Source organism: Microbacterium jepli, assembly GCF_047237905.1.
Taxonomy (GTDB): Bacteria; Actinomycetota; Actinomycetes; order Actinomycetales; family Microbacteriaceae; genus Microbacterium.
On record NZ_JBDFLW010000003.1, the window covers coordinates 369,095 to 395,808 of the forward strand.

The window sequence follows — 26,714 nt, forward strand, 5'->3', positions numbered from 1 at the left end:
GCGTGGTATAGGTTGTGAGAGGCAACAATTATGTCGCGAAGGAGCCACTATGCCTTACACCGGTCCCACCCCCACCCGCGAAGACAGGTTCTCATTCGGCCTGTGGACGGTCGGCTACAACGGCGCCGACCCGTTCGGTGGCCCGACCCGCCCCGCATTGGACGTCGTCCACGCGGTCGAGAAGCTCTCCGAGCTTGGCGCCTACGGCCTCACGTTCCACGACGATGATCTGTTCGCCTTCGAGTCGACCGACGCGGAGCGCCAGACGCAGATCGACCGCCTCAAGGGCGCCCTCGAGTCCACCGGCCTCATCGTGCCGATGGTCACCACCAACCTCTTCTCCGCGCCGGTCTTCAAGGACGGCGGCTTCACCTCCAACGACCGTCAGGTGCGTCGCTTCGCGCTGCGCAAGGTCTTCCGCCAGCTCGACCTCGGCGCGGAGCTGGGCGCGAAGACCTTCGTGATGTGGGGCGGCCGCGAGGGCGCCGAGTACGACTCGGCCAAGGACATCCGTCAGGCCCTGGAGCGCTACCGCGAGGCCGTCAACCTGCTCGGCGACTACGTCACCGACAAGGGCTACGACATGCGCTTCGCGATCGAGCCGAAGCCGAACGAGCCCCGCGGCGACATCCTGCTGCCCACGCTCGGACACGCGATCGCCTTCATCGATTCGCTCGAGCGTCCCGAGCTCGTCGGCCTCAACCCCGAGGTCGGCCACGAGCAGATGGCGGGTCTCAACTACGCCGCCGGCATCGCGCAGGCGCTGTACCACGGCAAGCTCTACCACCTCGACCTCAACGGCCAGCGCGGCATCAAATACGACCAGGACCTCGTCTTCGGTCACGGCGACCTGCACAACGCGTTCGCGCTGGTCGACCTGCTCGAGAACGGCGCCCCCGGCGGCGGACCGACGTACGACGGCCCGCGTCACTTCGACTACAAGCCCTCGCGCACCGAGGACGAGCAGGGCGTGTGGGACTCCGCCGCGGCCAACATGAGCATGTACCTGCTGCTGAAGGAGCGCGCCGCCGCGTTCCGCGCCGACCCCGAGGTGCAGGAGGCGCTCGCCGCCGCCCGCGTCGACGAGCTGTCGCAGCCCACCCTGAACGAGGGCGAGACCTACGACGACTTCCTCGCCGACCGCTCCGCGTACGAGGACTTCGACCCGTCGACGTACTTCGGCGCCAAGGGCTTCGGCTTCGTCCGTCTGCAGCAGCTGGCCACCGAGCACCTCATGGGCGCCCGGGGCTGATCTGTTCGCCGACGTCCGCGAGACTGCAGCGGAGCGGCGAGACTGAGGGGATTCCCCTGGGTCTCGCCCTCCGGGTGCAGTCTCGCGGGTCGGTGTGGCACCGAAGAAGGAGTGCGCCATGGCGCTGGTGATGGGTGTCGACACGTCGACGCAGTCGTGCAAGGTCGTGATCGCCGAGACGGCTCCCGGGACGGAGGCCGCGATCGGCGCGGTCGTCCGTCAGGGGCGGGCGCGGCATCCGGAGGGCACGGCGGTCGATCCGGCCGCCTGGTGGACGGCGCTCCAGGAGGCGATCGCCGAGGCCGGCGGTCTCGCCGACGTCGCGGCGTGGTCGATCGGCGGGCAGCAGCACGGCATGGTCGTGCTCGACGCCGAGGGGCGCGTGATCCGCGACGCCCTGCTGTGGAACGACACCCGCTCGGCCGGAGCCGCCGCGACGCTGCGTGAGGAGTTCGGCGCCGACGAGCTCGCCGAGCGCACGGGGCTCGTGCCCGTGGCATCCTTCACCATCACGAAGCTGCGCTGGCTGCGCGATGCGGAGCCCGAGAACGCGGCTCGGGTCGCCGCCGTCGCGCTGCCGCACGACTGGCTGACCTGGCGCCTGCGCGGATTCGGTCCGGAGGGCGAGTCGGAGCGCGGACCCGTGCTCGAGGAGCTCGTCACCGATCGATCGGATGCCTCGGGCACCGGTTACTGGGACCCCCGCTCCGGCGGCTACGACCGCGACCTGCTCGTCGCCGCGCTGGGGCACGACGCAATCCTTCCGCGTGTGCTCGGCCCGGAGGAGTGGGTGGAGGATGCCGCGGGCCGGCGCGTCGGACCGGGTGCCGGCGACAACGCGGGTGCGGCGCTGGGTCTTCAGGCCGGGCCCGGCGATGTGGTGGTCTCCATCGGCACGAGCGGCACCGTCTTCGCCGTGAGCGAGGAGCGGACCATCGACCCGACCGGCACGGTGGCCGGGTTCGCCGACGCGAGCGGGCGCTTCCTGCCGCTGGTCGCGACACTGAACGCGGCGCGGGTGCTCGACGCCATCGGACGGCTGCTCTCGGTCGACCACGCCGAGCTCAGCCGTCTGGCGCTGGCCGCCGCGCCGGGAGCTGCGGGGCTCGAGCTCGTCCCGTACTTCGAGGGCGAGCGCACGCCGAACCTGCCCGACGCGACGGCATCGCTGACCGGCATGACCCTGGCCTCGACCACGCGCGAGAATCTCGCGCGGGCAGCCGTCGAGGGGATGCTGAGCGGACTGTCCGCCGGACTCGAGGCCCTCCGCGGACTCGGCGTGCCGCTCGAGCGGGCGCTGCTCGTCGGCGGTGGTGCCCAGTCGGAGGCCGTGCGCACGATCGCCCCGCAGGTGCTGGGCCTCCCCGTCGAGGTGCCCGAGCCGGGCGAGTACGTCGCCCTCGGCGCCGCACGCCAGGCCGCCCGGGTGCTGGCGGCCTGACGACGCGGCGCAGACGACGCGGCACAATGGGGCCATGGCGCAGGCCGAGGATGACGCGACCGGCGACGACGCCGCGCTCGACGAGATCGCCGCGGAGCTCTACGCCGTGACGCCCGACGGCTTCACGGCGGCGCGCAACGCGCGGGCGTCGTCGGCTCCGCGGGCGCTTGCCGCGCGGGTGAAGGCGCTCCGCAAGCCGTCCGTCGCGGCGTGGGCCGTCGACCTCCTCGCTCGGCAGGGGCAGCTGGCCGAGGCGGTGGAGCTGTCCGCGGCGCTGCGCGAGGCGCAGGACGATCTGGATGCTGCGGAGCTTGCCGCCCTCGGACGCCAGCGCCGTGCGCTGGTCGGCGCACTGGCCGCCGAGGCGGTGCGGCTGGCCGACGAGCAGGGCGTCAGCGTCAGCTCCGCCGCCCGCGAGGAGGTCGAGAAGACCATCAACGCCGCGGTGGTGGATGCCGCGGCCGCAGCCGCCGTGCTGACCGGCCGGCTCGTGCGCACCCTGGAGCCCGGCGGCACCGACGAGGCCACCCTGGCCGAGGCCGTCGGCGGGTCGCTGCCCGGGGTGACCGCATCGACCGCGACCCGGCCGTCGCGTGACGACCTGGCCGAACGGCGTGCCCGGAAGGCCGCGGAGAAGGCCGCCCGCGAGGCGGATCGAGCCGCCACCGAGGCCGAGCGCGAGCTCGCGCGTATCGAAGGGCGGCGCGGGAAGATACGCGAGCGCCGCGACCACCTGCGTGAACGCATCGACGACCTGCGCGCCGAGCTCGAGCGATTCGAGGCCGAGGAGGCGCTGGTTCAGGAAGACCTGACCGCGGCCGAGGCCGAGCACGAGACCGCGCGGACGGCGGCCACGGCCGCCCGCACGGCGTCCGATGCGGCGCAGAAGGCGATCGACGCGCCGCACTGACGCCGACCAGCGCACTGGAACGGGCATCCCGCCCGAGAACGACCACCTGTCGCCGCGCCGAATCGATACCCTGAGCGCGTGGCCGACCTCAGCACCCTCCTGGTGATCCCGCTGGTCGCCGTGCTCGCGCCGCTGCTCTCACGCGGGATCAGCCGCTGGCTTCCCGTGCCCATCGTCGTGTTCGAGCTCGTGCTGGGCATCGCCATGGGCCCGAGCATGCTCAACTGGGCGCAGCCCTCGCCGTTCGCGAGCACTCTGGCCGAGCTCGGCCTCGCGATGCTGTTCTTCGTCGCCGGCACCGAGATCCAGTTCGCCGCTCTCACCGGACGCACCGGCGCACGGGCGGGCCTGGGCTGGCTCGTCAGCCTCGTCGCGGGCGTCGCCCTCGGCTGGCTGATCGCGCCCGGCGACTCGGCCATCGTCCTCGGGGTCGCGCTGTCGTCCACCGCGCTCGGCACGCTGCTGCCGATCCTGCGCGACGCGGGCGAGCTGCGCACCCCGTTCGGGTTCAGCGTCAGCGCCGTCGGCGCCGTGGGGGAGTTCGGCCCGCTCGTCGCGATCTCGGTCTTCCTCGGCAGCCGCGATCCCGGACTCGCCACCGTCATCCTGGCCGTCTTCGCCGTGATCGCGGCGCTCGCGGTCTGGTGGGCGCTCAAGGCGCCGCAGGGCCGGCTGCACGCCGTCGTCACCTCGACGCTGCACACCTCCGGCCAGTTCGCGATGCGCGTCGTGCTGCTGATCCTCGCGGTGCTCGTCGCGCTCAGCCTGTTCCTGGGCATCGACATGCTCCTGGGTGCGTTCACCGCGGGCATCGTGTGGCGGCTCGTGATGCGAGAGGCGCCCGAGGCCGACCGGGAGGCCGTCGATAGCAAGGTCGAGGCGGTCGCCTTCGGCTTCCTCGTGCCGATGTTCTTCGTCTACACCGGCGTCACGTTCGACCTCACCGCCCTCACCTCCGCGCCGCTCCTGCTAGTGGGCGTGGTGATCGCAATGGTCGCCCTGTTCGTCGTGCGCGGGCTTCCGTCGATGCTCGCCTCCCCCGTCGGCGCGAGCGGTCGGGAACGCCTGCCGATCGCGCTGATGGGCGCGACCGGGCTGCCCATCATCGTGGCCGTCACGAGCATCGCCGTGGAGAAGAGCCTGATCACCTCGGCGTTCGCCTCCGTTCTCGTCGGCGCCGGGATGCTGTCGGTGCTGGTCTTCCCGCTCGTCGCCATGAGCCTGCGCGGCGAGCGCGCGAGCGTCCGCGCCGCCATCGTCGAGGACGTGATCTGAGGATCCATGGATGCTGCCACCCCGCCCCTGTCCGACGGTCCCGCCCGCGAGCTCGACCGTCTGCTCGCCGACGCACGCGCGCGCCTCCGCGACGCGCCGCAGGAGGGTCTCGGCGAGCTGCAGACCGGTCGGCGCACCCTCGGGATCCCCCGCGCGCCCCGCGTCGTGCCTCGCGGCCGCGCCTGGCACCTGGGTGTGCTGCTGCTGAGCGAGGACGCCCTGCGGGCGACGGGCGACATCGTGCGGGCGCGCGCCGAGGTGCGGCGCGGCTTCCCGGCCGAGTCGCAGCGCCGCCGCGCCGAGATCGCGGCAGCCGCCCGTCGCGGCGGCTTCGACGAGGGGGAGACGGTGCACCTCGGTTGGCACGAGGTCGACCTCGTCGCCGTGGGCCGGGGTGAGGCATCCGCCCCTCTCGACGTCCGCGACGGGGTCGTGGTCGTGCGCTGGAGTCCGTCGGGGGGTTACGTGCCGCTCGCGGGCTATCTCGCCGACCGCGTCGAGCTGAGCGTGCATCCGCTGGAGGGTGCCACGTAGGGGCGTTGTCAAGTCCCTCAGGCACGATTCGTGTTTTATACCACGCTCGCCGCATGGTCGATACGAGCACGCGCAGCCACCAGGCTAGGGTGACGGGACTCTTCGAGGGAGACACAGTGCAATCGTGGCCAGGATCGAGCTATCCGCTCGGCGCAACGTATGACGGCAATGGAACCAATTTCGCGATCTTCAGCGAGGGCGCCGAGAAGGTGGAGCTCTGCCTCTTCACCGAGGACGGCGAGGAGACCTGCGTCCCCCTGATCGACGTGGACGCCTACGTCTGGCACGCGTACCTCCCTTCGATCGGACCGGGCCAGCGGTACGGCTACCGCGTGCACGGGGAGTACGACCCCGAGACCGGGAAGCGCTTCAACCCGAACAAGCTCCTGCTCGACCCCTACGCCAAGGCGGTCGACGGTCAAATCGAGTGGAACCAGTCGGTCTTCTCGTACAACTTCGGCGACCCCGACTCGCGCAACGACGAGGACTCGGCCGCGTCGATGATGAAGGGCGTGGTGATCAACCCGTTCTTCGACTGGTCGGGCGATCGCCAGCCCAAGACGCCGTACTCCGAGACGGTCATCTACGAAGCGCATGTGAAGGGCCTCACCGAGCTGAACCAGGCCGTGCCCGAGGAGCTGCGGGGCACATACGGCGGCATCGCGCACCCCGCCACCATCGACCACCTGCGCAAGCTCGGCATCACCGCCATCGAGCTGATGCCCGTGCACCAGTTCGTCAACGACTCCACGCTCGAGGAGAAGGGGCTCCACAACTACTGGGGCTACAACACCATCGCGTTCCTCGCTCCGCAGAACACCTACGCCTCCGCCGAGCGCGGACAGCAGGTGCAGGAGTTCAAGGGCATGGTGAAGGCGCTGCACGCCGCCGGCATCGAGGTCATCCTCGACGTGGTCTACAACCACACCGCAGAGGGCAACCACATGGGCCCGACGCTCTCGATGCGCGGCATCGACAACATCGCCTACTACCGCCTGGAAGACGGCGACCAGCGGTACTACACCGACTACACCGGCACGGGCAACAGCCTGAACGTCGGCAACCCGCATGCGCTGCAGCTCATCATGGACTCGCTGCGCTACTGGGTGCTCGAGATGCACGTCGACGGCTTCCGGTTCGACCTGGCCTCGACGCTCGCCCGCGAGTTCTACGACGTCGACCGCCTCGCGACGTTCTTCGAGCTCGTGCAGCAGGACCCGGTGGTCTCGCAGGTCAAGCTGATCGCCGAGCCCTGGGACATCGGCCCCGGCGGCTACCAGGTCGGCAACTTCCCCCCGCAGTGGACCGAGTGGAACGGCAAGTACCGCGACACCGTCCGCGACTTCTGGCGCGGCGAGCCGCAGGCGCTCGGCGAGTTCGCGTCGCGTCTGACCGGGTCGGCCGACCTGTACGAGCACTCCGGACGCCGGCCCGTGGCATCCATCAACTTCGTCACCGCCCACGACGGCTTCACCCTGCGCGACCTCGTGTCGTACAACGAGAAGCACAACGAGGCCAACGGCGAGGACAACAACGACGGGGAGTCGCACAACCGCTCGAGCAACCACGGAGTCGAGGGTCCGACCGACGATCCCGAGGTCCTGACGCTCCGGGCCCGCCAGCAGCGCAACTTCATCGCCACGATGCTGCTCTCGCAGGGCGTGCCGATGCTGCTGCACGGCGACGAGCTCGGCCGCACGCAGGGCGGCAACAACAACGGCTACGCGCAGGACAACGAGATCACGTGGATGAACTGGGAGGGCATCGACCAGCCGCTCCTCGAGTTCACCGCCGCCCTCGTCCGACTGCGCCGCGACCACCCGACCTTCCGCCGCGGACGCTTCTTCAACGGCCGCCCGGTGCGCCGCGAGGAGGGGGCTCCGATCCCCGACATCGTGTGGCTGCGCCCCGACGGCTCCGAGATGACGCCCGAGGACTGGGACTCCGGCTTCGGCCGCGCCATCGGCGTGTTCCTGAACGGCGACGGCATCCGCGAGCGCGATTTCCGGGGCGAGCCGCTGAGCGACAAGCACTTCGTCATCCTGTTCAACGCGGGCGACGAGCCGGTGGACTTCGCCCTTCCGGCCGACGAGTTCAGCCCGAAGTGGGACATCGTCGTGGACACCGCGGGTCAGCGCGCCGACTCCGACCCGCTCCGTCCCGGTGACGACGTGGTCGTGGAGGCCAAGTCGATGCTGGTGCTGCGCGAGCACGATCTGCCCGAGCCCGAGGTGGACCACTCCGTCGCGGCGTCGCTGGTGGCCCTGGCCGACGCGGAGATCACCCCGCAGCTGCCCAAGCCCGAGCTCGGGAGCTGACGGCATGCCGCGGCATCCTTCCTCGACCTACCGCCTCCAGATCCGGGAGTCCTTCGATCTGGATGCCGCGGCCGCCGTCACCGGCTACCTCCGCGATCTCGGCGTGGACTGGGCCTACCTGTCCCCGCTGCTGACCGCGGCGGGCGGGTCCGACCACGGCTACGACGTCGTCGACCCGACCCACATCGACCCCGCGCGCGGCGGGTCGGAGGGCCTCGACCGGTTCGCCGCCGCCGCCCGCGCGGCCGAGCTCGGCATCCTGATCGACATCGTTCCGAACCACGTCGGCGTCGCCACCCCCTCGGAGAACCCGTGGTGGTGGGACGTGCTCATGCTCGGCCGCGACTCGCCCCGTGCCGAGATGTTCGACGTCGACTGGGATGTCGCCGACGGCCGCATCCGTCTGCCGTTCCTCGGCGCGAGCCTGGACGAGGCGATCGCCGACATCCGCATCGACCCCGAGCTCACCCGGCGCGCGCCGTTCGGCACGCTGCGCTACTTCGACCACGAGCTGCCCCTGGCGCCCGGGTCGATCGCGCCCGGCGAGGACCCGTCGACGCCCGAGGGTGTCCGCGCCGTGCTGGCTCGGCAGAACTACGAGCTGCGCTTCTGGCGCGACGAGGCGGCCGAGCTCAACTACCGCCGCTTCTTCGCCGTCACGAGCCTGGCCGGCGTGCGCGTCGAGCTCCCCGAGGTGTTCGACGCCACGCACGCCGAGATCCTCCGCTGGATCGACGAGGGCCTCGCCGACGGCCTCCGCGTCGACCACCCGGACGGCCTCCTCGATCCGGGCGCCTACCTCGCCCGCCTCGCCGACAAGACCGGCGGCGCCTACGTGCTGGGCGAGAAGATCCTCGAGCACGGCGAGGACCTCCCCGCCTGGTGGCGGACGGCCGGCACGACCGGGTACGACGCGCTCGCCGAGATCGACCGCGTGCTCATCGACCCGGCCGGCGAGGCCGGTCTCGATGCCCTCGACGCCCGCCTCCGCGCGGACACCGGTCTCGCCGAGCCGCTCGCGTGGCACGACCTGATCCACGACACGAAGCGGAAGATCGCCGACACCATCCAGGTGGCGGAGATCCGCCGGCTCGAGCGCGGCCTCCGCGGCGTCGACGGGGCCCCCGGCGACGAGGCGAAGACCATCGACGCGCTCGCCGAGCTGCTCACGTGCTTCCCGGTGTACCGCTCCTACCTGCCTGCCGGACGCGAGCACCTGGATGCCGCGGCCGCCGAGGCCGCGGAGCGCCGGCCGGATCTCGCCGACACGATCACCGCCCTCGTGCCGCTGCTCGCCGACCCGGCGCTGGAGGCGTCGCGTCGCTTCCAGCAGACCACCGGACCGGTTATGGCCAAGGGCGTGGAGGACACCGCGTTCTACCGCGCGACCCGGCTGGGCTCGCTCACCGAGGTGGGCGCCGACCCCGGCGTGTTCTCGCTCACGGTCGCCGACTTCCACCGCGCAAACCAGGTGCGTCTCGCCGCCTGGCCGCACGCGATGACCACGCTCTCCACGCACGACACCAAGCGCGGCGAGGACGTGCGGGCCCGCCTCGACGTGCTCGCCGAGATCCCCGACCGCTGGGCCGAGGTCGTGGAGCAGGCCCGCGCACGGGCGACCACCGGGCACGGTCCCTTCGACAACCTGCTGCTGCAGGCCGTCGTCGGGTCCTGGCCGGCCTCGCGCGAGCGTCTGCACGCCTACGCCGAGAAGGCGTCGCGCGAAGCCGCGGAAACCACCGACTGGTGGGATCCCGACGAGGATTTCGAGAGCGGCATGCACCGCATGGTCGACGCCGTCTTCGACGACGCCGAGCTGCACACGCTGGTCTCCGGCTTCGTCGACGAGATCTCGGCACCGGGGTGGTCGAACTCGCTGTCCGCCAAGCTGCTGCAGATCACCGGTGCCGGCGTGCCCGACGTGTACCAGGGCTCCGAGCTCTGGGAGATGTCGCTCGTCGACCCCGACAACCGACGCGCGGTCGACTTCGACCAGCGGGCGCGCATGCTCGCCGACGTCGACGCGGCACGCGCCTCCGGCGACCTGCCGCCCGTCGACGCGTCCGCGGCGGCGAAGCTGCTCGTCACCTCGCGCGCCCTGCGCCTGCGGCGCGACCACCCCGAGCTGTTCACGCGGTACACGCCGATGACGGCTGTGGGCGCAGCATCCGATCACGTCGTCTCGTTCGACCGCGGGGGAGCGGTGACGGTCGCCACGCGTCTGCCCGTCGGCCTCGCGGTTCGCGGCGGCTGGGACGACACCCTCCTGCTGACGCACGGCACGCCCGTGGTCGACGCGCTGACCGGTCGCCGCTACGAGGGCGAGAGGCTCGCCCTGTCCGATCTGCTGTCGGTGTACCCGGTGGCACTGCTGATCCCGGAGGACTGATGATCGAGGTGTGGGCCCCCAAGGCCGAGCGTGTCCGACTGCGACGACCCGACCGCGAGGACGTCGAACTGACTGCTGCGGCGGGCGGCTGGTGGAGCGCGGACGTCGCTCTCGCCGATGGCGACCGCTACGGCTTCGTGCTGGGCGAGAGCGATGACACGCGTCCCGATCCGCGCTCGCCCCGTCAGCCCGACGGCGTGCACGGCACGTCGGCGTGGTTCGACGCCGCAGCGCACGAGTGGGCGGATGCCGCGTGGCCCGGCCGTGCGCTCGAGGGCGGCATCGTCTACGAGCTGCACATCGGCACCTTCACGCCCGACGGCACGCTCGACTCCGCGATCGACCGCCTCGATCATCTGGTCGACCTCGGCGTGACGCACGTCGAGGTGCTCCCGGTCAACGACTTCAACGGGGTCTGGAACTGGGGCTACGACGGCGTGCTCTGGTACGCCGTGCACGAGGCCTACGGCGGACCGGCGGCCTACCAGCGCTTCGTGGACGCTGCGCACGCCCGCGGCCTCGCCGTCATCCAGGACGTCGTGTACAACCACCTCGGTCCCAGCGGCAACTACCTGCCCGAGTACGGTCCCTACCTGCGGGAGGGCAGCCGCAACACGTGGGGCGACTCGGTGAACCTCGACGAGGACGCCGTCCGGTCCTACATCGTCGAGAACGCGCTCATGTGGATGCGCGACCACCACGTCGACGGGCTGCGCCTCGACGCCGTGCACGCGCTGCACGACGATCGGACGCCGCACATCCTGCAGGAGCTGGCCGAGGCATCCGATGCCCTGTCGGTCGAGCTCGGCCGGCCGCTGAGCCTCATCGCGGAGTCTGACCTGAACGACCCCACCCTGATCCGCTCGCGCGAGCGCGGCGGCTACGGGCTGGGCGCCCAGTGGAGCGACGACTGGCACCACTCCGTGCACGTCGCCCTCACCGGCGAGACGGTGGGCTACTACGAGGACTTCGCCGCCCTCGACGCGCTGCCGAAGGTGTGGACGAAGGGCTTCTTCCACGACGGCACGTTCTCGTCGTTCCGCGGCCGCGATCATGGCGCGCCCATCCCCGCCGACGTCTCGCCGGCGCAGCTGGTGACCTTCGCTCAGGACCACGACCAGATCGGCAACCGCGCCGCCGGCGATCGCCTGAGCCAGACGCTGTCGCCCGGGCGCCTCGCGGTCGCCGCCGTCCTCACCCTCACCGCCCCCGGCACGCCGATGCTGTTCATGGGCGAGGAGTGGGGCGCATCGACGCCGTGGCAGTTCTTCACGTCGCATCCCGAGCCCGAGCTCGGCGAGGCCACGGCGAAGGGCCGCATCGAGGAGTTCGTGAAGATGGGCTGGGACGAGTCGCTCGTGCCCGACCCGCAGGACCCGGAGACCTTCACCCGCTCGAAGCTCGACTGGGAGGAGGCCGGCCAGGACTGGCACGCCGACCTGCTCGCGCTCTACCGTGGGCTCGCCGCCTTCCGCCATGAGCGCCCCGAGCTCGCGGACCACTCCTGGGAGTCGCTCGCGGCCGAGAGCGGGGGAGACGACCCCGAGCACCGCGCGTTCGCGCTGCGCCGCGGCGAGCTGTCGATCCTGGTGAACCTCACCGAGGGCGAGGTGTCGTGGGACGTCGCGCCTGGCCGCAAGGTGCTGCTGCGCACGGTCGACGGCGCGCGCATCGAGGACGGCGAGGCCGTGCTGCCGCCGGAGTCCGCGGTCATCGTCGGCCCGGCGAGCTGAGATGGCCGGTCGATCGCGGATGCGGACACCGCCCGAGGCGGGGGCACACGCGCACCCAGTGCCTAGAGTGAGCACATGAGCGCATCCCGATCGGCCGCCGCCCAGGCCTACGTCACGTCGGCGCCCGTCCCCTCGGACCTCGTGCGCCAGATCGTCGTGATCTCGACCTTCGTGTTCATGATCATCGGCGCGATGGTCGGGACGGGCCGCTTCGGCGGCACCGCCGTGCAGGATCTGCAGAACGGAGCGCTGGACGCGGACGCGTCCTATCTCGCGCCCGCGAGCAGCGCCTTCTCGATCTGGTCGGTCATCTACGTCGGTCTCGCCGGCTACACGGTGTGGCAGGCGCTGCCCGGTCAGCGGGCCCGGCGCCGGCAGCGCGACATGGGCTGGTTCATCGCCGGCACCATGGTGCTGAACGGAGTGTGGCTGGTGGTGGCGCAGTTCGCGACGCTGCCGCTGACGGTCCTCGCGATCGTCGCCCTGCTCGTGCTGCTCGGGTTCACGTTCCGACGCTCCGTCGTCACCCGCGTGCCGCGGGACGGCGTGGCGGACGCCCTCTTCATCGACGGCGTGACGGGACTCCACCTCGGCTGGGTGACCCTCGCGACCGTGGCCAACACCGCGGCCTGGCTCACGGCCACCGGACCCGCGGAGTGGGAGTCCGCCGCGACGGCGCTCGGCATCGCGGTGCTCGTCGTCGTCGCCGTCATCGGCGTGGCGGTCGACCGCTTCAGCGGCTGGCGCATCTCGCCGGCGCTGGCCCTGGCATGGGGTCTCAGCTGGCTGGCGGTCGGCCGCCTGACGGGCGAGCCCCGCAACGACGCCATCGGCATCACCGCGATCGTGGTGGCGGCGGTCGTCCTCCTGCCCGCACTGGCCGTCGCCGGCCTGCGGGTGCTGCGTCCCGAAGCGGACTGACGCGGCGGTCGGTTCCGACCTGTTCAGAGGTCGGTTGTTAGCGGTCGGCCATCCGGCGCGATCGCCCGGCGTGATCCGTTCGGGCGGTCGTTTCAGGCGGCCGGCCCGACCGTCAGGCGGCCGGACCGAACTTCTCGGCGAAGCCCCGGAGCAGGCGCGAGGGCTCGGTGACGGATGCTGCGAGCACACGTGCCGCGAGCACGTCGTAGTCCTCGGCGGCAAAATAGCCGTCGTCCCGGTAGACGGCCATGCGCTCGGTGAACGCCTTCGTCGTCGGCTCGGGGTGGAACTGGGTGGCGTAGAGCGTGTCGCCGACACGGTAGGCCTGCACCGGGCACGCCTCGTTCGTCGCCAGCAGCACCGCGTCGGTGGGCACGGTGGCCGTGCCCTCCTTGTGAGCGGTGAGCGCGGAGAACCGCGTGGCCAGGCCGCCGAGCAGCGGATCGCGGCCGCCGTCCTCGGTGAGCTCGACGATCACGGGGCCGGTGTCCTCGGGGTATGCCTTCGACACAGTTCCGCCCAGCATCCGCGTCGCCACGCCGATGCCGTAGCAGGTGAACAGCGCGCTCGTCCGCGACGCCGCGGCCTCTTCGGCGATGCGCTCGAGGTCGGCCTCCAGGAGGCGCTGCACGTCGGTCTTGCTCGACTCCGGGTCGGCGACGTTGAACGGGCTGCCGCCGATGAGGAAGCCGCTGAACCGCTCGAACACGTCGTCGGTCAGCCGCTCGCGCGTGAGGTCGATGTGCGCGAGCTCATGCTCGCCGAGCCGGGTCGCGGTGCGAAATGAGGCGTACTCCGCTTCGGCGGCGCCTCGCTGGGGGCGCACGCAGACGTACAGGAGCGGCGCGGAGGTCATGGGGGAATCCTACCGGCGGGCATCAGCCGGGTCGGGTCGGCCCCGCCCCAGCGTTGGTGTCCCGCTTTCTGCACAACTCGCCGAGGACTTATGCAGAAAGTGGGACACCAAGACGCGTGCGGGGCGACGGCGGCCGATCCTCGAGCGCGTGGCGGACATGGATGTCGCGGCGCGATGTATCAGGCCGCCCCTATCGCGCTCCCTCACCATATGGACACAATGGGCGTCATGACGGCTGCGGACCGTTCGCACCCCCTCGACGACCCTTCGCCGACCGACGATTCCCCGCCGCTGCCGCGGTGGGAGCGCGCGGCAGCGCTGTTCGTGCGCTGGCGCGACGGCGAGACGCGGTGCATGGACGACCTCGTCCGGCTGATGACCCCGGTGCTGTGGCACGTGGTGCGGGCCTACGGGCTCGACCGGGCGCTCGCGGAGGACGTCGTCCAGACGACGTGGATGACGCTCGTCCGCGGGCACGCGTCGATCGACGACCCCCGCGCCGTCTCCGGCTGGCTCACGACGTGCGCGCGTCGTGAGGCCTGGCGGGTCGGCAAGCTGCAGCGTCGAGCCGACCCGGTCGAGACGATCGACCTCGAGCCGCACCTGCCCACCGCCGAGTCGGCCGAAGGCACCGCCGCGCGCGACGACGAGACGGGCCGCCTCTGGCGCGCCGTCGACGAGCTGGACGCGCGCTGCCGCCGTCTGCTGCGGATCGTCGCGTTCGAGGAGCGGCCCGACTACGCGCGCATCGCCGCCGACCTGGCGATGCCGATCGGATCGATCGGCCCGACGCGTCAGCGGTGTCTCGGCAAGCTCCGCGGACTGCTGGAACGCCGGGGATGGGGGAGCAGCGATGGATGACCACACGTCCGAGGATGCGGCCCTGTTCGCCCGCCTGCGAGCGGTGTGGGAGGACGTCGACCCGGTTCCCGTCGACCTGATCGACCGCATGGTCGCCGCCGTCGCGGTGGCCGACCTCTCCCGCGAGTACGCCCTGCTGACCCTCGTCACCGGCGACACCCTGTCGGCGGTGCGCGGCGAGAGCGACACGGCGACCTTCCAGTTCAGCGACGGGACGACGAACGTGCTCGTGCACGTCACCGCCACCGAGCACGGCGGCCGCCGCGTCGACGGCTGGGTGGACGCGCCGGCGCTCGCAATCCTGCTCGTGCAGGGCGACCGGGAGTGGCAGGCGGACGGCGGTGAGAGCGGGCGCTTCTCCTTCGCGGACCTGCCGACGGGGGTCTCGCGCATCCGTTTCGCCATCCGCCACCAGGACGGGTCGCTCGCCGAGTTCCAGACACCGCAGTTCGAGGTGTGACCGATGACGGGGCGTGAGGGGTTCAGGGGATGAGCGACGAGTCGGCGCGAGGTGCGGCATCGGCGGGACGGTACGACTGGAGGTCGCGGTACGACGCGGCCCGCGCGCGCGGCACGGCGCTGGACCCGCGGAGCGAGCCGATCCGCGGCATCCGTCCCTATCCCACGTCGTACGACTCCGAGCGTCTCCTGGTGACGACGGCGGACGACGTGTCGGAGCTGCGGGCGGTGCTCGCCCTGCTGGAGCAGGCGGCCGCAGACTTCGGCTGGGCCGTTCAGCTGGAGAACCTCGACGGGACGGCGGTCGAGATCCCCGTCGCCGTCGAGCGCACGCGGAGGGCACGCGACACGTTTGCGCTGCCAACCATTCATCGCGTCCGCATCCTTCCCGCCCCCCCGAGCGAGGCGCTCACCGGACCGGTACCGCCCATCGACGCGTGGCGCCTGCTGCAGCGGGCGCGCGTGCGCAACGGCGGGCGGGCACCCGAGGGTGTCGGGCTCGACCACGTGCTGGACATCGACCCGTTCGCCCGCACGAACCCCTTCGCCCGCACCAACCCGTTCGCCCGGACGAACCCCTTCGCGCGGACGAACGCGCCGGGGGCGGAGAGCTACGCCGACGCAGGGAGCGGAGGGCGCCAGGTGGCGTCCTACATCGGACCGGCCCCGCGGCGCACGAGCACCCCCTCGGAAGGCGGCCGGCGGCCCGTGGTCGTGATCCTCGACACCGGGTGCGGCGAGCACCCGTGGCTGACGCGGGACATCGTGACCTGCGACGCGGTCGTCGACGGCAGGGCGGTGGGGATCATCGACGCCTCGACCGATCCCGAGCTGCACGGCGACGTCGCAGGGCCCTTCGACGGCGAGCTGGACGAGGCGTCAGGCCACGGCACCTTCATCGCCGGCATCGTCCGGCAGGTGTGCCCCGACGCCGACCTCCTCGCGGTGCGGGTCGCCGACAGTCAGGGGACGGTCCTCGAGGGCGACTTCATGTACGCCATCCGGTCGCTCGTGAAGGGGATGTCGCTGCCCGCCGAGCTCGGAGGCCGGCAGATCGATGTGCTGAATCTCTCACTGAGCTACTACCACGAGACGCCGGAGGACGATCTGTTCGACCGCACCCTCAGCCGGCTGCTCGTGGCCGCGCGTCGACGCGGGTGCGCCGTCGTCTGCTCCGCCGGCAACGACGCGACCGACCGGCCCGCCTTCCCGGCCGCGCTGTGGGCGTGGCCCGGTGCCGACTACGTGGTCGAGGATCCCGCCGACGCGGCACCGCACGTGGCCGTGGGCGCGGTGAACCCCAACGGGACGATGGCGCTGTTCAGCAACCTCGGTCCCTGGGTCGGCACGTTCGCCCCGGGGGCGGCCGTGGTCAGCACGATGCCCCCGTTCAACGGGGGTGTGCAGCCCGGCAGCCGCGACGACCGCCACGGCGTGCGACGCGAGACCATCGATCCCGACGACTACTCGGGCGGCTTCGCCCAGTGGAGCGGCACGTCGTTCGCCGCGCCGTACGTCGCCGGGATGCTGGCGCAGGCCCTGGTCGCGCCGCTCGCACAGGGGCGGGCGGCCGTCGCGGACGGCGATCGCTGTGCGACGCTGCGCGCGGCGCTGGACGAGGTGCGGACGGTGCTGGCGGCACGCGGTCCGCGCCCGGTCTGACCGGACGATCACCCTCGCCGCGCCCGCCGTGGCGCGCCATCATGGAGCCATGACGACGACGGCGGGCGAGCTGCACCAGGCCGCCGTCGTCGCCGCGAACCGCGGCGAGTACGGTGCGGCTCGCCGCCTGCTCGACCGCGCCGAGCGCCGGACGACCGATCCCGACCTCACCGCGCGCATCTTCGGGACGCGCGCGTTCGTGGTGGCGCGGTCGGGGGACGTCGCGCGGGGCGAGGAGATCTGCCTGCAGGCTTTGGCCGTCGAGGGCATCGGCGCCGAGACGTTCGCCGTGCTCGCGGGCCAGATGGGCTCTCTCGCCGAGCACGCGGGGCACCTCGGCGACGCCGAGCGATGGCTCACGCGCGGGATCGACGCGCTCGAGGGCGAGTCGAAGGAGCTCGCGAACCTCGTGGTCAACCGCAGCCTGGTGCGGATGCAGCGCCGTCAGCTGGAGGCGGCGTCACGCGACGCACAGCACGCGACGCGCCTCCTCGGCGCGGTCGGCGACGCCGCGGACGAGGCGCAGGCCGTGCACAATGAGGGCTACATCGCCCTTCTGCGCGGTGAGCTCGTGGGAGCAATGCACCTGATGGCCCGTGCGCGCCCGGCGCTCGAGGAGATGTCGCCGGTCGCGGCCGGGATCAGCGACGTCGACCGCGCGGAGGTGCTGCGCGATGCCGGCCTCGTCACCGAGGCGGAGCGGCTGCTGGCCCGCGCGGCCGAGCTGTTCGGCGCCCACCGGATGCCGCACGATCGCGCGCAGGCCGAGTTGAACCTGGCCCGCTCCCTCCTCACGCACGATGCCGCCGCGGCGGGGGAGCGCGCAGCCGCGGCCCGCCGCCGCTTCCGCCGGCAGGGCAACGAGACCTGGGCCCTGCGCGCGGAGTCGATCGAGATGCGCGCGGCGTTCCTGTCGACGCGCGCGGACGGGCGCCGACGGCGGAGTGTGCTGCAGGCGGAGGCGGTGGACGCCGTGGCTTCGGCCCTAGACGCCGCCGGGTACCGCAACGATGCGGCCGGGCTGCGGCTGTCGGCGGCGCTGTGGCGCGCCCGCTCCGGGCTGCCCGACGCCACACCGGCCCGCAGCGCGCCCACCGCCTCCCTCGACGTGCGCCTGCTGGCCCACGAGGTGCGGGCCGCCCGCGCCGCGTCGCGCGGGCGCCGCAGCGAGGCACTCCGTCACGCCGCGTCGGGTTTGGAGGCGCTCGCCGCGTGGCGGCGCGACTTCGGCAGCCTCGACCTGCAGACCTCGACGGCGATGCACGGCACCGGGCTGATGTGGTCGGGGCTGGCCGGTGCTGTGGAGTCCGGACGCCCCGACGTCGTCTTCGCCTGGTCCGAGCGCGCACGGCACTACAGCCTGCAGGTCGTGCCGCTGCGGCCGCCGCCCGACCCGACGGTGGCCGACGAGCTGGCGGAGCTGCGGATGCTGCGCGCCGACGCCGGGGACGCGCGCCTCGGCGCCCGCATCGCGGAGCTGGAGGCGGCCGCCCGGCAGCGGCAGTGGGCCGGCACCGCCTCGTCGGCGGTCGAGGAACGCGTGACGCTCGACCAGATGAGCGGCGCGCTCGACGACGACACCGCGTACATCGGCTACGTGCTGACGGAGCACCGCCTCGTCGCGCTGGTCGCGACGCGCGGCGGGACCAGGATCGTCCCCCTCCCCGGGTGGGCGTCTGCCCCGGCCCTTCTCGCCGGGCTCCGCGCCGACGTCGACATGGCCGCCTCCATCCGCACCGGACCGATGGCGGCCGTCGTGCGCACAGCCCTGGACGACCGGCTCGAGCGGCTCTCCGCCGTCCTCCTCCGCGACCCGCTCCGCGTGGCCGGCGATCGCCGTCTGGTGCTCACCGTGCCGGGCGCACTGTCGGGGATGCCCTGGAGCCTGCTCCCCGGCATGCGGGGCCGCACCTTCACGCTGGCCGGATCGGCATCGCGGTGGCTCCGGCGTCGCGCGCCCGTCGAACCGCCGCGCGAGGTCGGGCTGGTCGTCGGACCGCGCGTGGCCCGCGGACAGGAGGAGGTGGATGCCGCGGCATCCACCTGGCCGGCCGCCCGCACCCTCTCCGGGCCCGGGGCGACCGTCGACGCCGTCGCGGATCTCGCCTCGACGGTTGATCTGCTCCACATCGCCGCGCACGGCCGGCACGCCGTCGACAACCCGCTCTTCTCCGGACTCGACCTCGCCGACGGCGCCCTCTTCGGATACGACATCGACCGGATGCCGCAGGTGCCTGCCACGGTGGTGCTGTCGGCCTGCGAGGTGGGCCGCTCGTCGGTGCGCTGGGGTGAGGAAGCAGTCGGCATGACGCGGATCTGGCTCCACGCCGGCACCCGCACGGTCATCGCCGCGCCGGTCGTCGTCGCCGACGACGTCGCATGCGAGGTGCTCGGGGCGATGCACGCGGGGCTCGGAGCCGGCCTCCCTCCCGCGGCGGCGCTGGCCGCGGCATCCGCCGACACCGGACTCGTCGCCCCGTTCCAGAGTCACGGCGCAGGGTTCTGACGGTCGCGATCCTCAGCGGGACGAGTTCGCGGTGCGACCCCGGACGATACCGATGAACGTCTCGACCTCGGAGGTCGTGCGCTCCGCCGGCCAGGCGAGCGCCACGGACGAGACCGGGCCGTCGCGGAGCGGGCGGTGCGCGACGTCCTTGCGGGCGTGGAGCCGCGCGATCGACATCGGCACGACGAGGATGCCCACGCCGGCCGCGACGGTGGCGACCGCCGCCTCGGTGTCGAGCGGGGGTCCCGCCGCGGCGGGGAGGGTGCCGGGGATGTCGACGGCGAGCACGTCGTCCACGGGCACGTGCCGCACTTCGCCGACCAGGTCGTCGACACCGAGATCATCCGCGGCCGTCAGCGCGGAGTCGACCGGCACGACGACCACCGGGATCTCCTCGTACAGGGCGATGCGGTGCACGTCGTCGGCCGCGAGCGGCAGACGCACGATCGCGGCGTCGACCTCATCGCCGCGGAGCGCGTCGAGCTGCGCGTCCACGGTCAGCGGCACGAGCTCCAGCGGCACGTGTGGCACGCGTTCACGCCATAGTGCGATCCACTTCCCGGGCGTGGCACCGGGGATGAACCCGAGCCGGAAGACGGATGCTGGGGCCTCCTGCTCCCGACCGGCGCCCCTGTCGGAAGCCGCCTTGGCCGCGCGCCCGGCGGGCCGGGCCCGCGCAGACCGTGTGGACGAGCTCCCGGCCGGACCGCGGCGGACGACGGGCTTACGGCCGCCCTTGGCGCCGCCACCCCGGCTGCCGCCGCCTTTCGCCCCGCCGCCTTTCGCCACGGTGTCAGCGTAGCCGGGGCGCTAGTGTTCGCTCATGATCGCCATCATCGCCACGGTGTTCGCCGCGCTCGCCGGCGTCCTGCACGTCGCCATCTTCGCGATGGAGAGCGTGCTCTGGACGAAGCCCGCCGTATGGAGGCGTTTCGGCCTCGCCGACCAGGCCGACGCGGACACGACGAGGCCGATGGCCTATAACCAGGGCTTCTACAACCTGTTCCTGGCGATCGGCACGTTCATCGGCATCGTCCTGCTGTGGGCCGGTCCCGCCGACGGTGCGGCGGCGATCGCCGGACGCACGCTCCTGCTCTTCTCGCTCGGGTCGATGGTGGCCGCCGCGCTCGTGCTGACGACGTCCGGCGCGAAGTACCTGCGCCCTGCGCTCACGCAGGGGACCCTGCCGCTCATCGGCTTCGTGCTGCTGCTGTTCGTCTGAACCATCGCCCGCCCGGGCGCCTCGGCCCGGAAACGACGAACACGACCGCCCGAGGGGCGATCGTGTTCCTGGAAGCCGCCGCAGCGGCGAGCTCACGCGGCCAGGCGCAGGCCCTTGCGGTCGGTGGCGACGCGCTCGTTGTCGGCGATGGTCTCGTCGTCGCCGATGAGCGAGCCCACGGCGATCCGTGCACCCATGCCGATCTGCGTACGCACGCCGATCTTCGCGCCGGCGCCGATCGCCGCGCCCGAGCAGATGTGCGCGTGCGGTGCGATGTCGGCGTTCTGGCCGATGACGGCATCCGACTCCACCCAGACGCCGCGACCGACATGTGCGCCTGCAGCGATGAGCACGCCGGGTTCGACGTATGCGCCTGATTCGACGATCGCGCTCGGGTGCACCTTGGCGCCGTGCGCGATAAGTCCACGACCGTTGACGTGCTTGCGGTAGCGAAGCATCTCGCCGCGGTCGTTCTCGATGTCGATGTAGTTCTTGCCCACGATCCCCTCCGTCAGGTGTCCTTGCACCCGCATTGGAGAAAACCAAGCGGTGTGGCGGAACATTCCCGTGCATCGACTATTCGACGCCGTGGGCGCAGAGGATTGCGCGGGGTTGACGGATCGCCTCAGGTCTGGCACACGGGGCACCAGAAGACGTTCCGCTCGCTCGTCGGACCGGCGCCCAGCGACCCCGTGCGCACGATCGTCCCGCATCGGCGGCAGGCCTTGCCGTCGCGTCCGTAGACCCACGTGCTCCGCCCCGGGCGGGCATCGCCGGTGAAGGTCCGACCGCGTCGGCCGACGTTGGCGCGGATCATGCGCGCTCCGAGATCCATGACCGCCGCGGCATCCGTCTCCGTCGCCGGCGTCGTGGGAAGGATGCCGCGGACGAAGAGGATCTCGTTCACGAACTCGTTGCCGAACCCCGCGACGTTGCGCTGGTCGAGCAGTGCGACGTGGACGGCTCTCGTATCGGCGCCCAGCCGCCGGGCGGCCTCGACCGGGTCCCAGTCCTCCGCGAGCGGGTCGGGTCCGAGGTGGCCGACGATGCGGTCCTCCTCGCTCGTGGGAAGCACCTCGACCATCGCGAGATCGAAGCCGACGGTGTCGACGTCGGAGGTGCCGACGATGGCGCGGGCCTTGAACGACGGCGCCCGCCAGCTGCTGCCGCGGCGGTAGACGTGCCAGGCCCCCTCCATCTTCAGGTGGGAGTGCAGGGTGTAGCCGCCGATGCGCTCGAGGAGGTGCTTGCCTCGCGGCACGACCTCGTGGATCGTCTCGCCGCGGAGGTCGGCGGTGGCGCTGCCCGGAACGCGGATGTCGAAGCGCTCGACGATCTTGCCCGCGAGCGCCTCGTTCAGGCGCTGGGCGGTGCGGAAGACGGTGTCGCCCTCGGGCATGCTCGCTCCTCCCGCTCAGGCCCGCGCGGGGGCGGCAGCAGCCGCCGCGGCCGTCTGGCGGCGGAGAGTGAGCCCGCGGGGCGACTCGACGAAGCCCGCGTCGCGCAGCGCCCGGCCCGACGGGGTGCCGTAGACGAATGCGCCGTTCACCTGCTCGATGGTCAGCGTGTCGAGTCGGCGCGCGCGGGCCGTGCCGGCGAGGTCGCGGGCGGCGGCGGCGAGGCGCTGCTCGTCGTCGGTGAAGACGAGAGCGGACTTGCCGCCGCGCTCGAGGTAGAGCGTCAGCTCGCCGTCGACGAGCACGACCAGCCCGCCGGCCTTGCGTCCGGGGCGGTGGGTCACGCCTTCCAGCGCGGGCCAGGAAAGCGCCGCCCCGTAGGGGTTGGCAGGGTCGGTGGCGGCCATCGTCACGGCGCGCAGCGGCGCCGGGTCGGGGAGGGCGGCGAACTCCCGGAGCCGGTCGACCGTGGTGGACGCGGCGAACTGCGCCGCGCCGAGCTTCTCGATGACGTAGCCCCGGCGGCAGTGACCGGCCTGCTCGAAGCCGGCGAGCACGCGATAAGCCTGGGCGAAGCCCCCGGGCAGCCCCTCCGACTGCACCGAGCCGCGCGTGACGACGCCGTAGCGGTCGAGCAGCAGGCTCGCCGACGCGGTGGCGCGCACGGTCGGATCGGACTCCACCTCGGGCAGCACCGACCACCGTCCGCCGACGGCCGGCGGGCGAGGCGGGGTCGTGCCGCTGGGACGGGAGACCGTGGTGCCGCGGTACAGCCGTGCACGAGGAGCCTTCCGGGCCACGCGGTGCGTCTGGGCCCCGCCGCCCAGCAGCGTCCGGATCGGCGCGAAGGTGTCGTTGGTCACGCGGCCCGCCCACGTGAGGTTCCACAGCGCCTCCACGACCGACTGCTCGTTCGCGGCGTCGGTCAGCTGGCGCAGCTGCGCGGCGAAGTACGCGCCGCCGCCGGCCAGCGCCTGCAGCACGCGCTCCTCGAGGGAGTCGGCGTCGATCTCGTCATCGGGCACGACGAGGGTGAGGGATGCCGCGTCCGCCGGATGCAGGGCGATCCACCCGTCGCGGCCGGGCAGGGAGCCGTGGCCCGACCAGACGACCTCGCCGGTGGCGGTGAGCTCGTCGAGCATCGTCGGCGAGTAGTCGGCGACGCGGGACGGGAGGATCAGCGACTCCCAGGCGCTCGCCGGGATGGGCACGCCCGCGAGCTGCTCGATGACCGCGGCCACCCCGTCGACGCCTTCGAGGCGACGGGTGACGTGCTGCCAGACGGGGAGGAAGCGCGCGAAGGCCTCCGGCGGCACGGGCTCGACACTGCCGCGGATCGCGGCGAGCGAGCGCATGCGCAGGCGCCGCAGCACCTCGGCGTCGCACCACTCCTGATCGTCGGCGGTGCGCGTCGCCGACCCGGTGTGCGGCTCGGGCAGGAAGTAGCCGCTGGTGACGCGGCCCTTGCCTTCGAGGCGCTGCAGGGCCTGGCGGGCGACCGCGATGCCCATGCCGAAGCGCGACGCCACGGCGTCGGCGGTGAACGGCCCGTGCGTGCGCGCGTGCCGGGCGACGAGATCCGACAGCGGGTCGGGGAGCGGCTCGAGGAACGCGTTCGGGATGCCGACGGGCAGCGCGACGCCGAGCGCGTCGCGGAGGCGGCCGGCGTCTTCGATGGCGGCGACACGGTCGACGCCGGCGATGGTGACGCGGATGGCGCGCCGCGCCTCGACGAGGGCGTCGAGGTGGGCGGCCGCGGTCGCGACTTCCGCCGTTCCGGGGTCGGGTCGCCGGGCGGGCTCCTCGGTCGAGCCGTCGTCCGCGGGGTCGAGGGCGCGCGCGTCGTCGGTCGAGACGGTCCCGTCGGCGTCGGCGTCGGCGTCGGCGTCGGCCGTGGGCCGCGGGGCGGCCGGATCGCTCGCCGCCGCGCCGTCGGGCTCCAGGCGCTGCGCCACCTCGGCCGCGTCGAGCGGCCCGAGCACGCGGAGGAGGTCGGCGACGCCCTCGAGGCCGCGGGCGCGGCGGTCGGGTTCGAGGCGCTGCACCTCGCGCTCGTACTGCGCGATGATGTCGGGGTCGAGCAGCTCGCGCATCTCGACCTTGCCGAGCAGCTCGCTCAGCAGCGCCGGGTCGACCGAGAGCGCCGCGGCCCTGCGCTCGGCGAGCGGCGAATCGCCCTCGTACATGAAGGCGCCGACGTAGCCGAAGAGCAGGTCGCGCGCGAAGGGCGACGGCTGGGTGGTCGTGGTCTCGATGAGCCGGATGCGACGTTCGCCGATGCCGCGGGCGATGCGCAGGAGGGCGGGCAGGTCGTAGACGTCCTGCAGCACCTCGCGGAGCGTCTCGAGGATGATCGGGAACGTGGGATGGCGCTTGGCCACCTCCAGCAGCGCCGCCGACCGCTGGCGCTGCTGCCACAGCGGGCTGCGGCGGTTCGGGTTCATGCGCGGCATGAGCAGCGCGCGGGCGGCGCACTCGCGGAAGCGCGACGCGAACAGGGCGGAGCCGCCGACCTCGTCGGTGACGATCTGCTCGAGCTCGTCGGGATCGAAGACGAACAGCTCTGCGCCCGGCGGCTCGGCCGTGGCATCCGGCACCCTCGCGATGATGCCGTCGTCGCTGGCGACCGCCGAGCCCTCGACTCCGAGGCGCTCGCGGATCCGCGCGTTCACCGCCAGCGCCCACGGCGAATGCACCTGCATGCCGAAGGGGGAATGCAGGATGATGCGCCAGTCGCCGACCTCGTCGCGACCCACCTCGACGGTGAGGTTCTTGTCGGTGGGGAGGGTGCCGGTCGCCTCCTTCTGCTCATCGAGGTAGGCCATGAGATTGCCCACGGCGTTCTCGTCGAGCCCCGACTCGTGCAGCCGCGCGACGGCCTTATCGCGCGGGGCCGACAGGAGGTCGCGGGAGAACTTGCCGAGCGCCTCCCCGAGCTCGGCGGGTCGGCCCAGACCGTCGCCGTGCCAGAACGGCAGCTTGCCGGGCTGACCGTAGGCGGGGAGCACGTTGACACGGTCGTGCGTGATCTCGACGATGCGCCAGCTCGTGGTGCCCAGCGTGAAGACGTCGTTCACGCGCGACTCGTAGACCATCTCCTCGTCGAGCTCGCCGACGCGCGCGTTCTGTGACTCCCCGGCGATGAAGACGCCGAACAGCCCGCGGTCGGGGATGGTGCCGCCGCTGGTGACGGCGATGCGCTGCGCGCCGGGGCGGCCCGTGAGCGTGCCCTGGTCGCGGTCCCAGACCAGACGCGGGCGCAGCTCGGCGAACTCGTCGGACGGGTAGCGGCCCGCCAGCAGGTCGAGCGTCGCCTCGTAGGCCGAGCGGGGAAGGCTCCGGAACGGCGCGGAGCGCTTGACGGTCTCGTACCAGCCCTCGACGTCGATCGAGCCCAGGGCGGATGCCGCGACGGTCTGCTGGGCGAGGATGTCGAGCGGATTCTGCGGCACCGAGATGGCCTCGATCTGCCCGGCCAGCATGCGCTCGGTGACGATCGCGGTGTGCAGCACGTCGCCGCGGTGCTTCGGGAAGAGCGCCGCCCGGCTGACCTCGCCGACCTGGTGACCGGCGCGACCGACCCGCTGCAGGCCGGAGGCCGCGCTCGGGGGTGACTCGACCTGGATCACGAGGTCGACGGCGCCCATGTCGATGCCGAGCTCGAGGCTGGAGGTCGCGACCACGCAGCGCAGCAGGCCGGCCTTCAGCTCCTCCTCCACGAGGGCACGCTGCTCCTTCGACACCGAGCCGTGGTGGGCCTTGGCGAGCACGGGCTCCGCTCCGGCGGTGGAGCCGGCCTGCGCCATCATCGCAGCGGGAACCGTCGCGTCGGGCACCTCGAGGCCGAGGCGGTCGGCGTAGATCTCATTCAGGCGACCGGTGAGGCGCTCGGCCAGCCGGCGGGAGTTCGAGAAGACGATCGTCGACCGGTGCGCGAGGATGCGGTCGACGATCGCCTCCTCGACGTGCGGCCAGACGGACCCCGTGACCTCGGTGTTCTCGGAGCGGATGCGGGAGTCGCCGCCGAACCAGTCGCCGTCGCCGTCGTCCGCCGCCGGCTCGGCCGCCGCAGGAGCCGCCTGTCCGGGTGCAGGGGGAGGGTTCAGCATGTCGTCGACGGGCACGACGACCTGGAGGTCGAACGCCTTCGTCGCCTTCGGTGCGACGATCTCGACGGGAGCGGATCCTCCGAGGAACCGCGCCACCTCATCGATCGGCCGCACCGTGGCGGACAGGCCGATGCGCTGGGCGGGCGCCGTGCTCGGACCGAGCTGGGCGCGCAGGTCGTCGAGGCGCTCGAGGCTCACCGCGAGGTGCGCGCCGCGCTTGGTGGCCGCGACGGCGTGCACCTCGTCGATGATCACCGTGTGCACGCCGGCGAGCGTCTCGCCCGCCGCGCTGGTGAGCATGAGGTAAAGCGACTCGGGGGTCGTGATGAGGATGTCGGGCGGATCGGCCACGAGCTTGCGGCGGTCGGACGACGTGGTGTCGCCCGAGCGCACGCCCACCGTCACCTGCGGGACGGGGATGCCGAGGCGGCGGGCGGACTGCCCGATGCCGACCAGCGGTGAGCGGAGGTTGCGCTCGACGTCGACGCCGAGGGCCTTGAGCGGCGAGATGTAGAGGATGCGCGTGGCCGGCGGGGGCGGGGGAGGCTTCGGCGCGCCGCGCTTGCGACGCACCGGAGCGGGAGCCGCGGCATCCGTCGTCGGCTCCTTCTCGCGGAAGACCCGGTCGATCGCCCAGAGGAACGCCGACAGCGTCTTTCCCGAGCCGGTCGGAGCGACCACGAGTGCGTGCTTGCCCGATGAGATGGCCGTCCAGGCGCCCTCCTGCGCGGTCGTGGGCGCGCGGAACGCGCCGCGGAACCAGTCCGCCGTCGCCGCTCCGAAACGCTCGAGCACATCGGCCATCTCTCTATCTTGGTCGCCCCCTCCGACATCGGGGCGGTGAGAGGACATCGGGGCGGTGAGAGGAC

Annotated in this window: 19 protein-coding genes; 14 read left to right on the top strand and 5 right to left on the bottom strand. The window is 72.5% G+C overall.

Annotation, left to right across the window (positions count from 1 at the left end):
* The first annotated feature begins 49 nt into the window (after positions 1-49).
* From xylA to ABC304_RS02460, 9 genes are all read left to right on the top strand, one after another.
* A complete protein-coding gene (gene xylA, locus ABC304_RS02420) occupies positions 50-1,252 on the top strand; it encodes a xylose isomerase (RefSeq protein ID WP_412928721.1) in 1,203 nt (400 codons plus the stop codon).
* 118 nt (positions 1,253-1,370) lie between these two features.
* Positions 1,371-2,693, top strand: a complete 1,323-nt coding sequence (locus ABC304_RS02425; protein WP_412928722.1) for a xylulokinase — start codon at positions 1,371-1,373, stop codon at positions 2,691-2,693.
* A gap of 34 nt (positions 2,694-2,727) precedes the next feature.
* Positions 2,728-3,603 carry a transposase gene (locus tag ABC304_RS02430; protein WP_412928723.1) on the top strand — a complete coding sequence of 292 codons (876 nt, stop codon included), beginning with the start codon at positions 2,728-2,730 and terminating at the stop codon, positions 3,601-3,603.
* A gap of 78 nt (positions 3,604-3,681) precedes the next feature.
* Positions 3,682-4,878 carry a cation:proton antiporter gene (locus tag ABC304_RS02435; protein WP_412928724.1) on the top strand — a complete coding sequence of 399 codons (1,197 nt, stop codon included), beginning with the start codon at positions 3,682-3,684 and terminating at the stop codon, positions 4,876-4,878.
* A gap of 6 nt (positions 4,879-4,884) precedes the next feature.
* A complete protein-coding gene (locus ABC304_RS02440) occupies positions 4,885-5,412 on the top strand; it encodes a glutaminase (protein WP_412928725.1) in 528 nt (175 codons plus the stop codon).
* A 116-nt stretch (positions 5,413-5,528) separates the two neighbouring features.
* A complete protein-coding gene (gene glgX, locus ABC304_RS02445) occupies positions 5,529-7,730 on the top strand; it encodes a glycogen debranching protein GlgX (protein ID WP_412928726.1) in 2,202 nt (733 codons plus the stop codon).
* Between the two features lie 4 nt (positions 7,731-7,734).
* Positions 7,735-10,119 carry a malto-oligosyltrehalose synthase gene (gene treY, locus ABC304_RS02450; RefSeq protein ID WP_412928727.1) on the top strand — a complete coding sequence of 795 codons (2,385 nt, stop codon included), beginning with the start codon at positions 7,735-7,737 and terminating at the stop codon, positions 10,117-10,119.
* On the top strand, positions 10,119-11,852 hold the full coding sequence (gene treZ, locus ABC304_RS02455) for a malto-oligosyltrehalose trehalohydrolase (RefSeq protein ID WP_412928728.1): 1,734 nt from the start codon (positions 10,119-10,121) through the stop codon (positions 11,850-11,852). Before treY ends, treZ begins: the two co-directional genes overlap by 1 nt.
* A 75-nt stretch (positions 11,853-11,927) precedes the next feature.
* On the top strand, positions 11,928-12,773 hold the full coding sequence (locus ABC304_RS02460; RefSeq protein ID WP_412928729.1) for a tryptophan-rich sensory protein: 846 nt from the start codon (positions 11,928-11,930) through the stop codon (positions 12,771-12,773).
* A 112-nt stretch (positions 12,774-12,885) separates the two neighbouring features.
* On the opposite strand, the gene ABC304_RS02465 is transcribed toward ABC304_RS02460, so the two are convergent.
* Positions 12,886-13,629: a glutamine amidotransferase-related protein gene (locus ABC304_RS02465; protein ID WP_412928730.1), complete on the bottom strand. Its 744-nt coding sequence runs from the start codon at positions 13,627-13,629 to the stop codon at positions 12,886-12,888.
* Between the two features lie 228 nt (positions 13,630-13,857).
* Here ABC304_RS02465 and ABC304_RS02470 point away from each other — a divergent pair, with 228 nt between their 5' ends.
* The 4 genes from ABC304_RS02470 to ABC304_RS02485 are packed head-to-tail and all read left to right on the top strand — an operon-like array spanning position 13,858 to position 19,117.
* Entirely contained in the window at positions 13,858-14,490 is a 633-nt protein-coding gene (locus ABC304_RS02470; RefSeq protein ID WP_412928731.1) for an RNA polymerase sigma factor, read from the top strand.
* Positions 14,483-14,950 carry a hypothetical protein gene (locus tag ABC304_RS02475; RefSeq protein ID WP_412928732.1) on the top strand — a complete coding sequence of 156 codons (468 nt, stop codon included), beginning with the start codon at positions 14,483-14,485 and terminating at the stop codon, positions 14,948-14,950. The genes ABC304_RS02470 and ABC304_RS02475 overlap by 8 nt, the downstream gene beginning before the upstream one ends.
* 29 nt (positions 14,951-14,979) lie before the next feature.
* Positions 14,980-16,611 (top strand): S8 family peptidase, encoded by a 1,632-nt coding sequence (locus tag ABC304_RS02480; RefSeq protein WP_412928733.1) that lies wholly within the window; start codon positions 14,980-14,982, stop codon positions 16,609-16,611.
* Between the two features lie 49 nt (positions 16,612-16,660).
* Positions 16,661-19,117, top strand: coding sequence for a CHAT domain-containing protein (locus ABC304_RS02485; protein WP_412928734.1), 2,457 nt, complete (start codon positions 16,661-16,663; stop codon positions 19,115-19,117).
* Positions 19,118-19,129: 12 nt separating this feature from the next.
* Here ABC304_RS02485 and ABC304_RS02490 read toward each other — a convergent pair whose 3' ends face one another.
* Positions 19,130-19,696 carry a LysR substrate-binding domain-containing protein gene (locus tag ABC304_RS02490; protein WP_412929049.1) on the bottom strand — a complete coding sequence of 189 codons (567 nt, stop codon included), beginning with the start codon at positions 19,694-19,696 and terminating at the stop codon, positions 19,130-19,132.
* A 244-nt stretch (positions 19,697-19,940) separates the two neighbouring features.
* Here ABC304_RS02490 and ABC304_RS02495 point away from each other — a divergent pair, with 244 nt between their 5' ends.
* A complete protein-coding gene (locus ABC304_RS02495) occupies positions 19,941-20,339 on the top strand; it encodes a DUF1304 domain-containing protein (protein WP_412928735.1) in 399 nt (132 codons plus the stop codon).
* 92 nt (positions 20,340-20,431) lie between these two features.
* Here the strand turns inward: ABC304_RS02495 and ABC304_RS02500 are convergent, their stop codons facing one another.
* The 3 genes from ABC304_RS02500 to ABC304_RS02510 form a co-directional block, all read right to left on the bottom strand.
* Positions 20,432-20,839 carry an LbetaH domain-containing protein gene (locus tag ABC304_RS02500; RefSeq protein WP_412928736.1) on the bottom strand — a complete coding sequence of 136 codons (408 nt, stop codon included), beginning with the start codon at positions 20,837-20,839 and terminating at the stop codon, positions 20,432-20,434.
* 125 nt (positions 20,840-20,964) lie between these two features.
* Entirely contained in the window at positions 20,965-21,738 is a 774-nt protein-coding gene (locus tag ABC304_RS02505) for a DNA-formamidopyrimidine glycosylase family protein (protein ID WP_412928737.1), read from the bottom strand.
* Positions 21,739-21,753: 15 nt separating this feature from the next.
* Entirely contained in the window at positions 21,754-26,649 is a 4,896-nt protein-coding gene (locus tag ABC304_RS02510; RefSeq protein ID WP_412928738.1) for an Lhr family ATP-dependent helicase, read from the bottom strand.
* Positions 26,650-26,714 lie beyond the last annotated feature (65 nt).

What these genes read in the sequence shown, in the direction of transcription:
- ABC304_RS02470 (WP_412928731.1), top strand. Translation starts at nt 13,858, where the DNA reads ATGACGGCTGCGGACCGTTCGCACCCCCTCGACGACCCTTCGCCGACC.
- xylA (WP_412928721.1), top strand. Translation starts at nt 50, where the DNA reads ATGCCTTACACCGGTCCCACCCCCACCCGCGAAGACAGGTTCTCATTC.
- ABC304_RS02425 (WP_412928722.1), top strand. Translation starts at nt 1,371, where the DNA reads ATGGCGCTGGTGATGGGTGTCGACACGTCGACGCAGTCGTGCAAGGTC.
- ABC304_RS02440 (WP_412928725.1), top strand. Translation starts at nt 4,885, where the DNA reads ATGGATGCTGCCACCCCGCCCCTGTCCGACGGTCCCGCCCGCGAGCTC.
- ABC304_RS02495 (WP_412928735.1), top strand. Translation starts at nt 19,941, where the DNA reads ATGATCGCCATCATCGCCACGGTGTTCGCCGCGCTCGCCGGCGTCCTG.
- ABC304_RS02465 (WP_412928730.1), bottom strand. Translation starts at nt 13,629, where the DNA reads ATGACCTCCGCGCCGCTCCTGTACGTCTGCGTGCGCCCCCAGCGAGGC.
- ABC304_RS02460 (WP_412928729.1), top strand. Translation starts at nt 11,928, where the DNA reads ATGAGCGCATCCCGATCGGCCGCCGCCCAGGCCTACGTCACGTCGGCG.
- ABC304_RS02430 (WP_412928723.1), top strand. Translation starts at nt 2,728, where the DNA reads ATGGCGCAGGCCGAGGATGACGCGACCGGCGACGACGCCGCGCTCGAC.
- ABC304_RS02480 (WP_412928733.1), top strand. Translation starts at nt 14,980, where the DNA reads ATGAGCGACGAGTCGGCGCGAGGTGCGGCATCGGCGGGACGGTACGAC.
- ABC304_RS02485 (WP_412928734.1), top strand. Translation starts at nt 16,661, where the DNA reads ATGACGACGACGGCGGGCGAGCTGCACCAGGCCGCCGTCGTCGCCGCG.
- ABC304_RS02510 (WP_412928738.1), bottom strand. Translation starts at nt 26,649, where the DNA reads ATGGCCGATGTGCTCGAGCGTTTCGGAGCGGCGACGGCGGACTGGTTC.
- treZ (WP_412928728.1), top strand. Translation starts at nt 10,119, where the DNA reads ATGATCGAGGTGTGGGCCCCCAAGGCCGAGCGTGTCCGACTGCGACGA.
- ABC304_RS02505 (WP_412928737.1), bottom strand. Translation starts at nt 21,738, where the DNA reads ATGCCCGAGGGCGACACCGTCTTCCGCACCGCCCAGCGCCTGAACGAG.
- ABC304_RS02475 (WP_412928732.1), top strand. Translation starts at nt 14,483, where the DNA reads ATGGATGACCACACGTCCGAGGATGCGGCCCTGTTCGCCCGCCTGCGA.
- treY (WP_412928727.1), top strand. Translation starts at nt 7,735, where the DNA reads ATGCCGCGGCATCCTTCCTCGACCTACCGCCTCCAGATCCGGGAGTCC.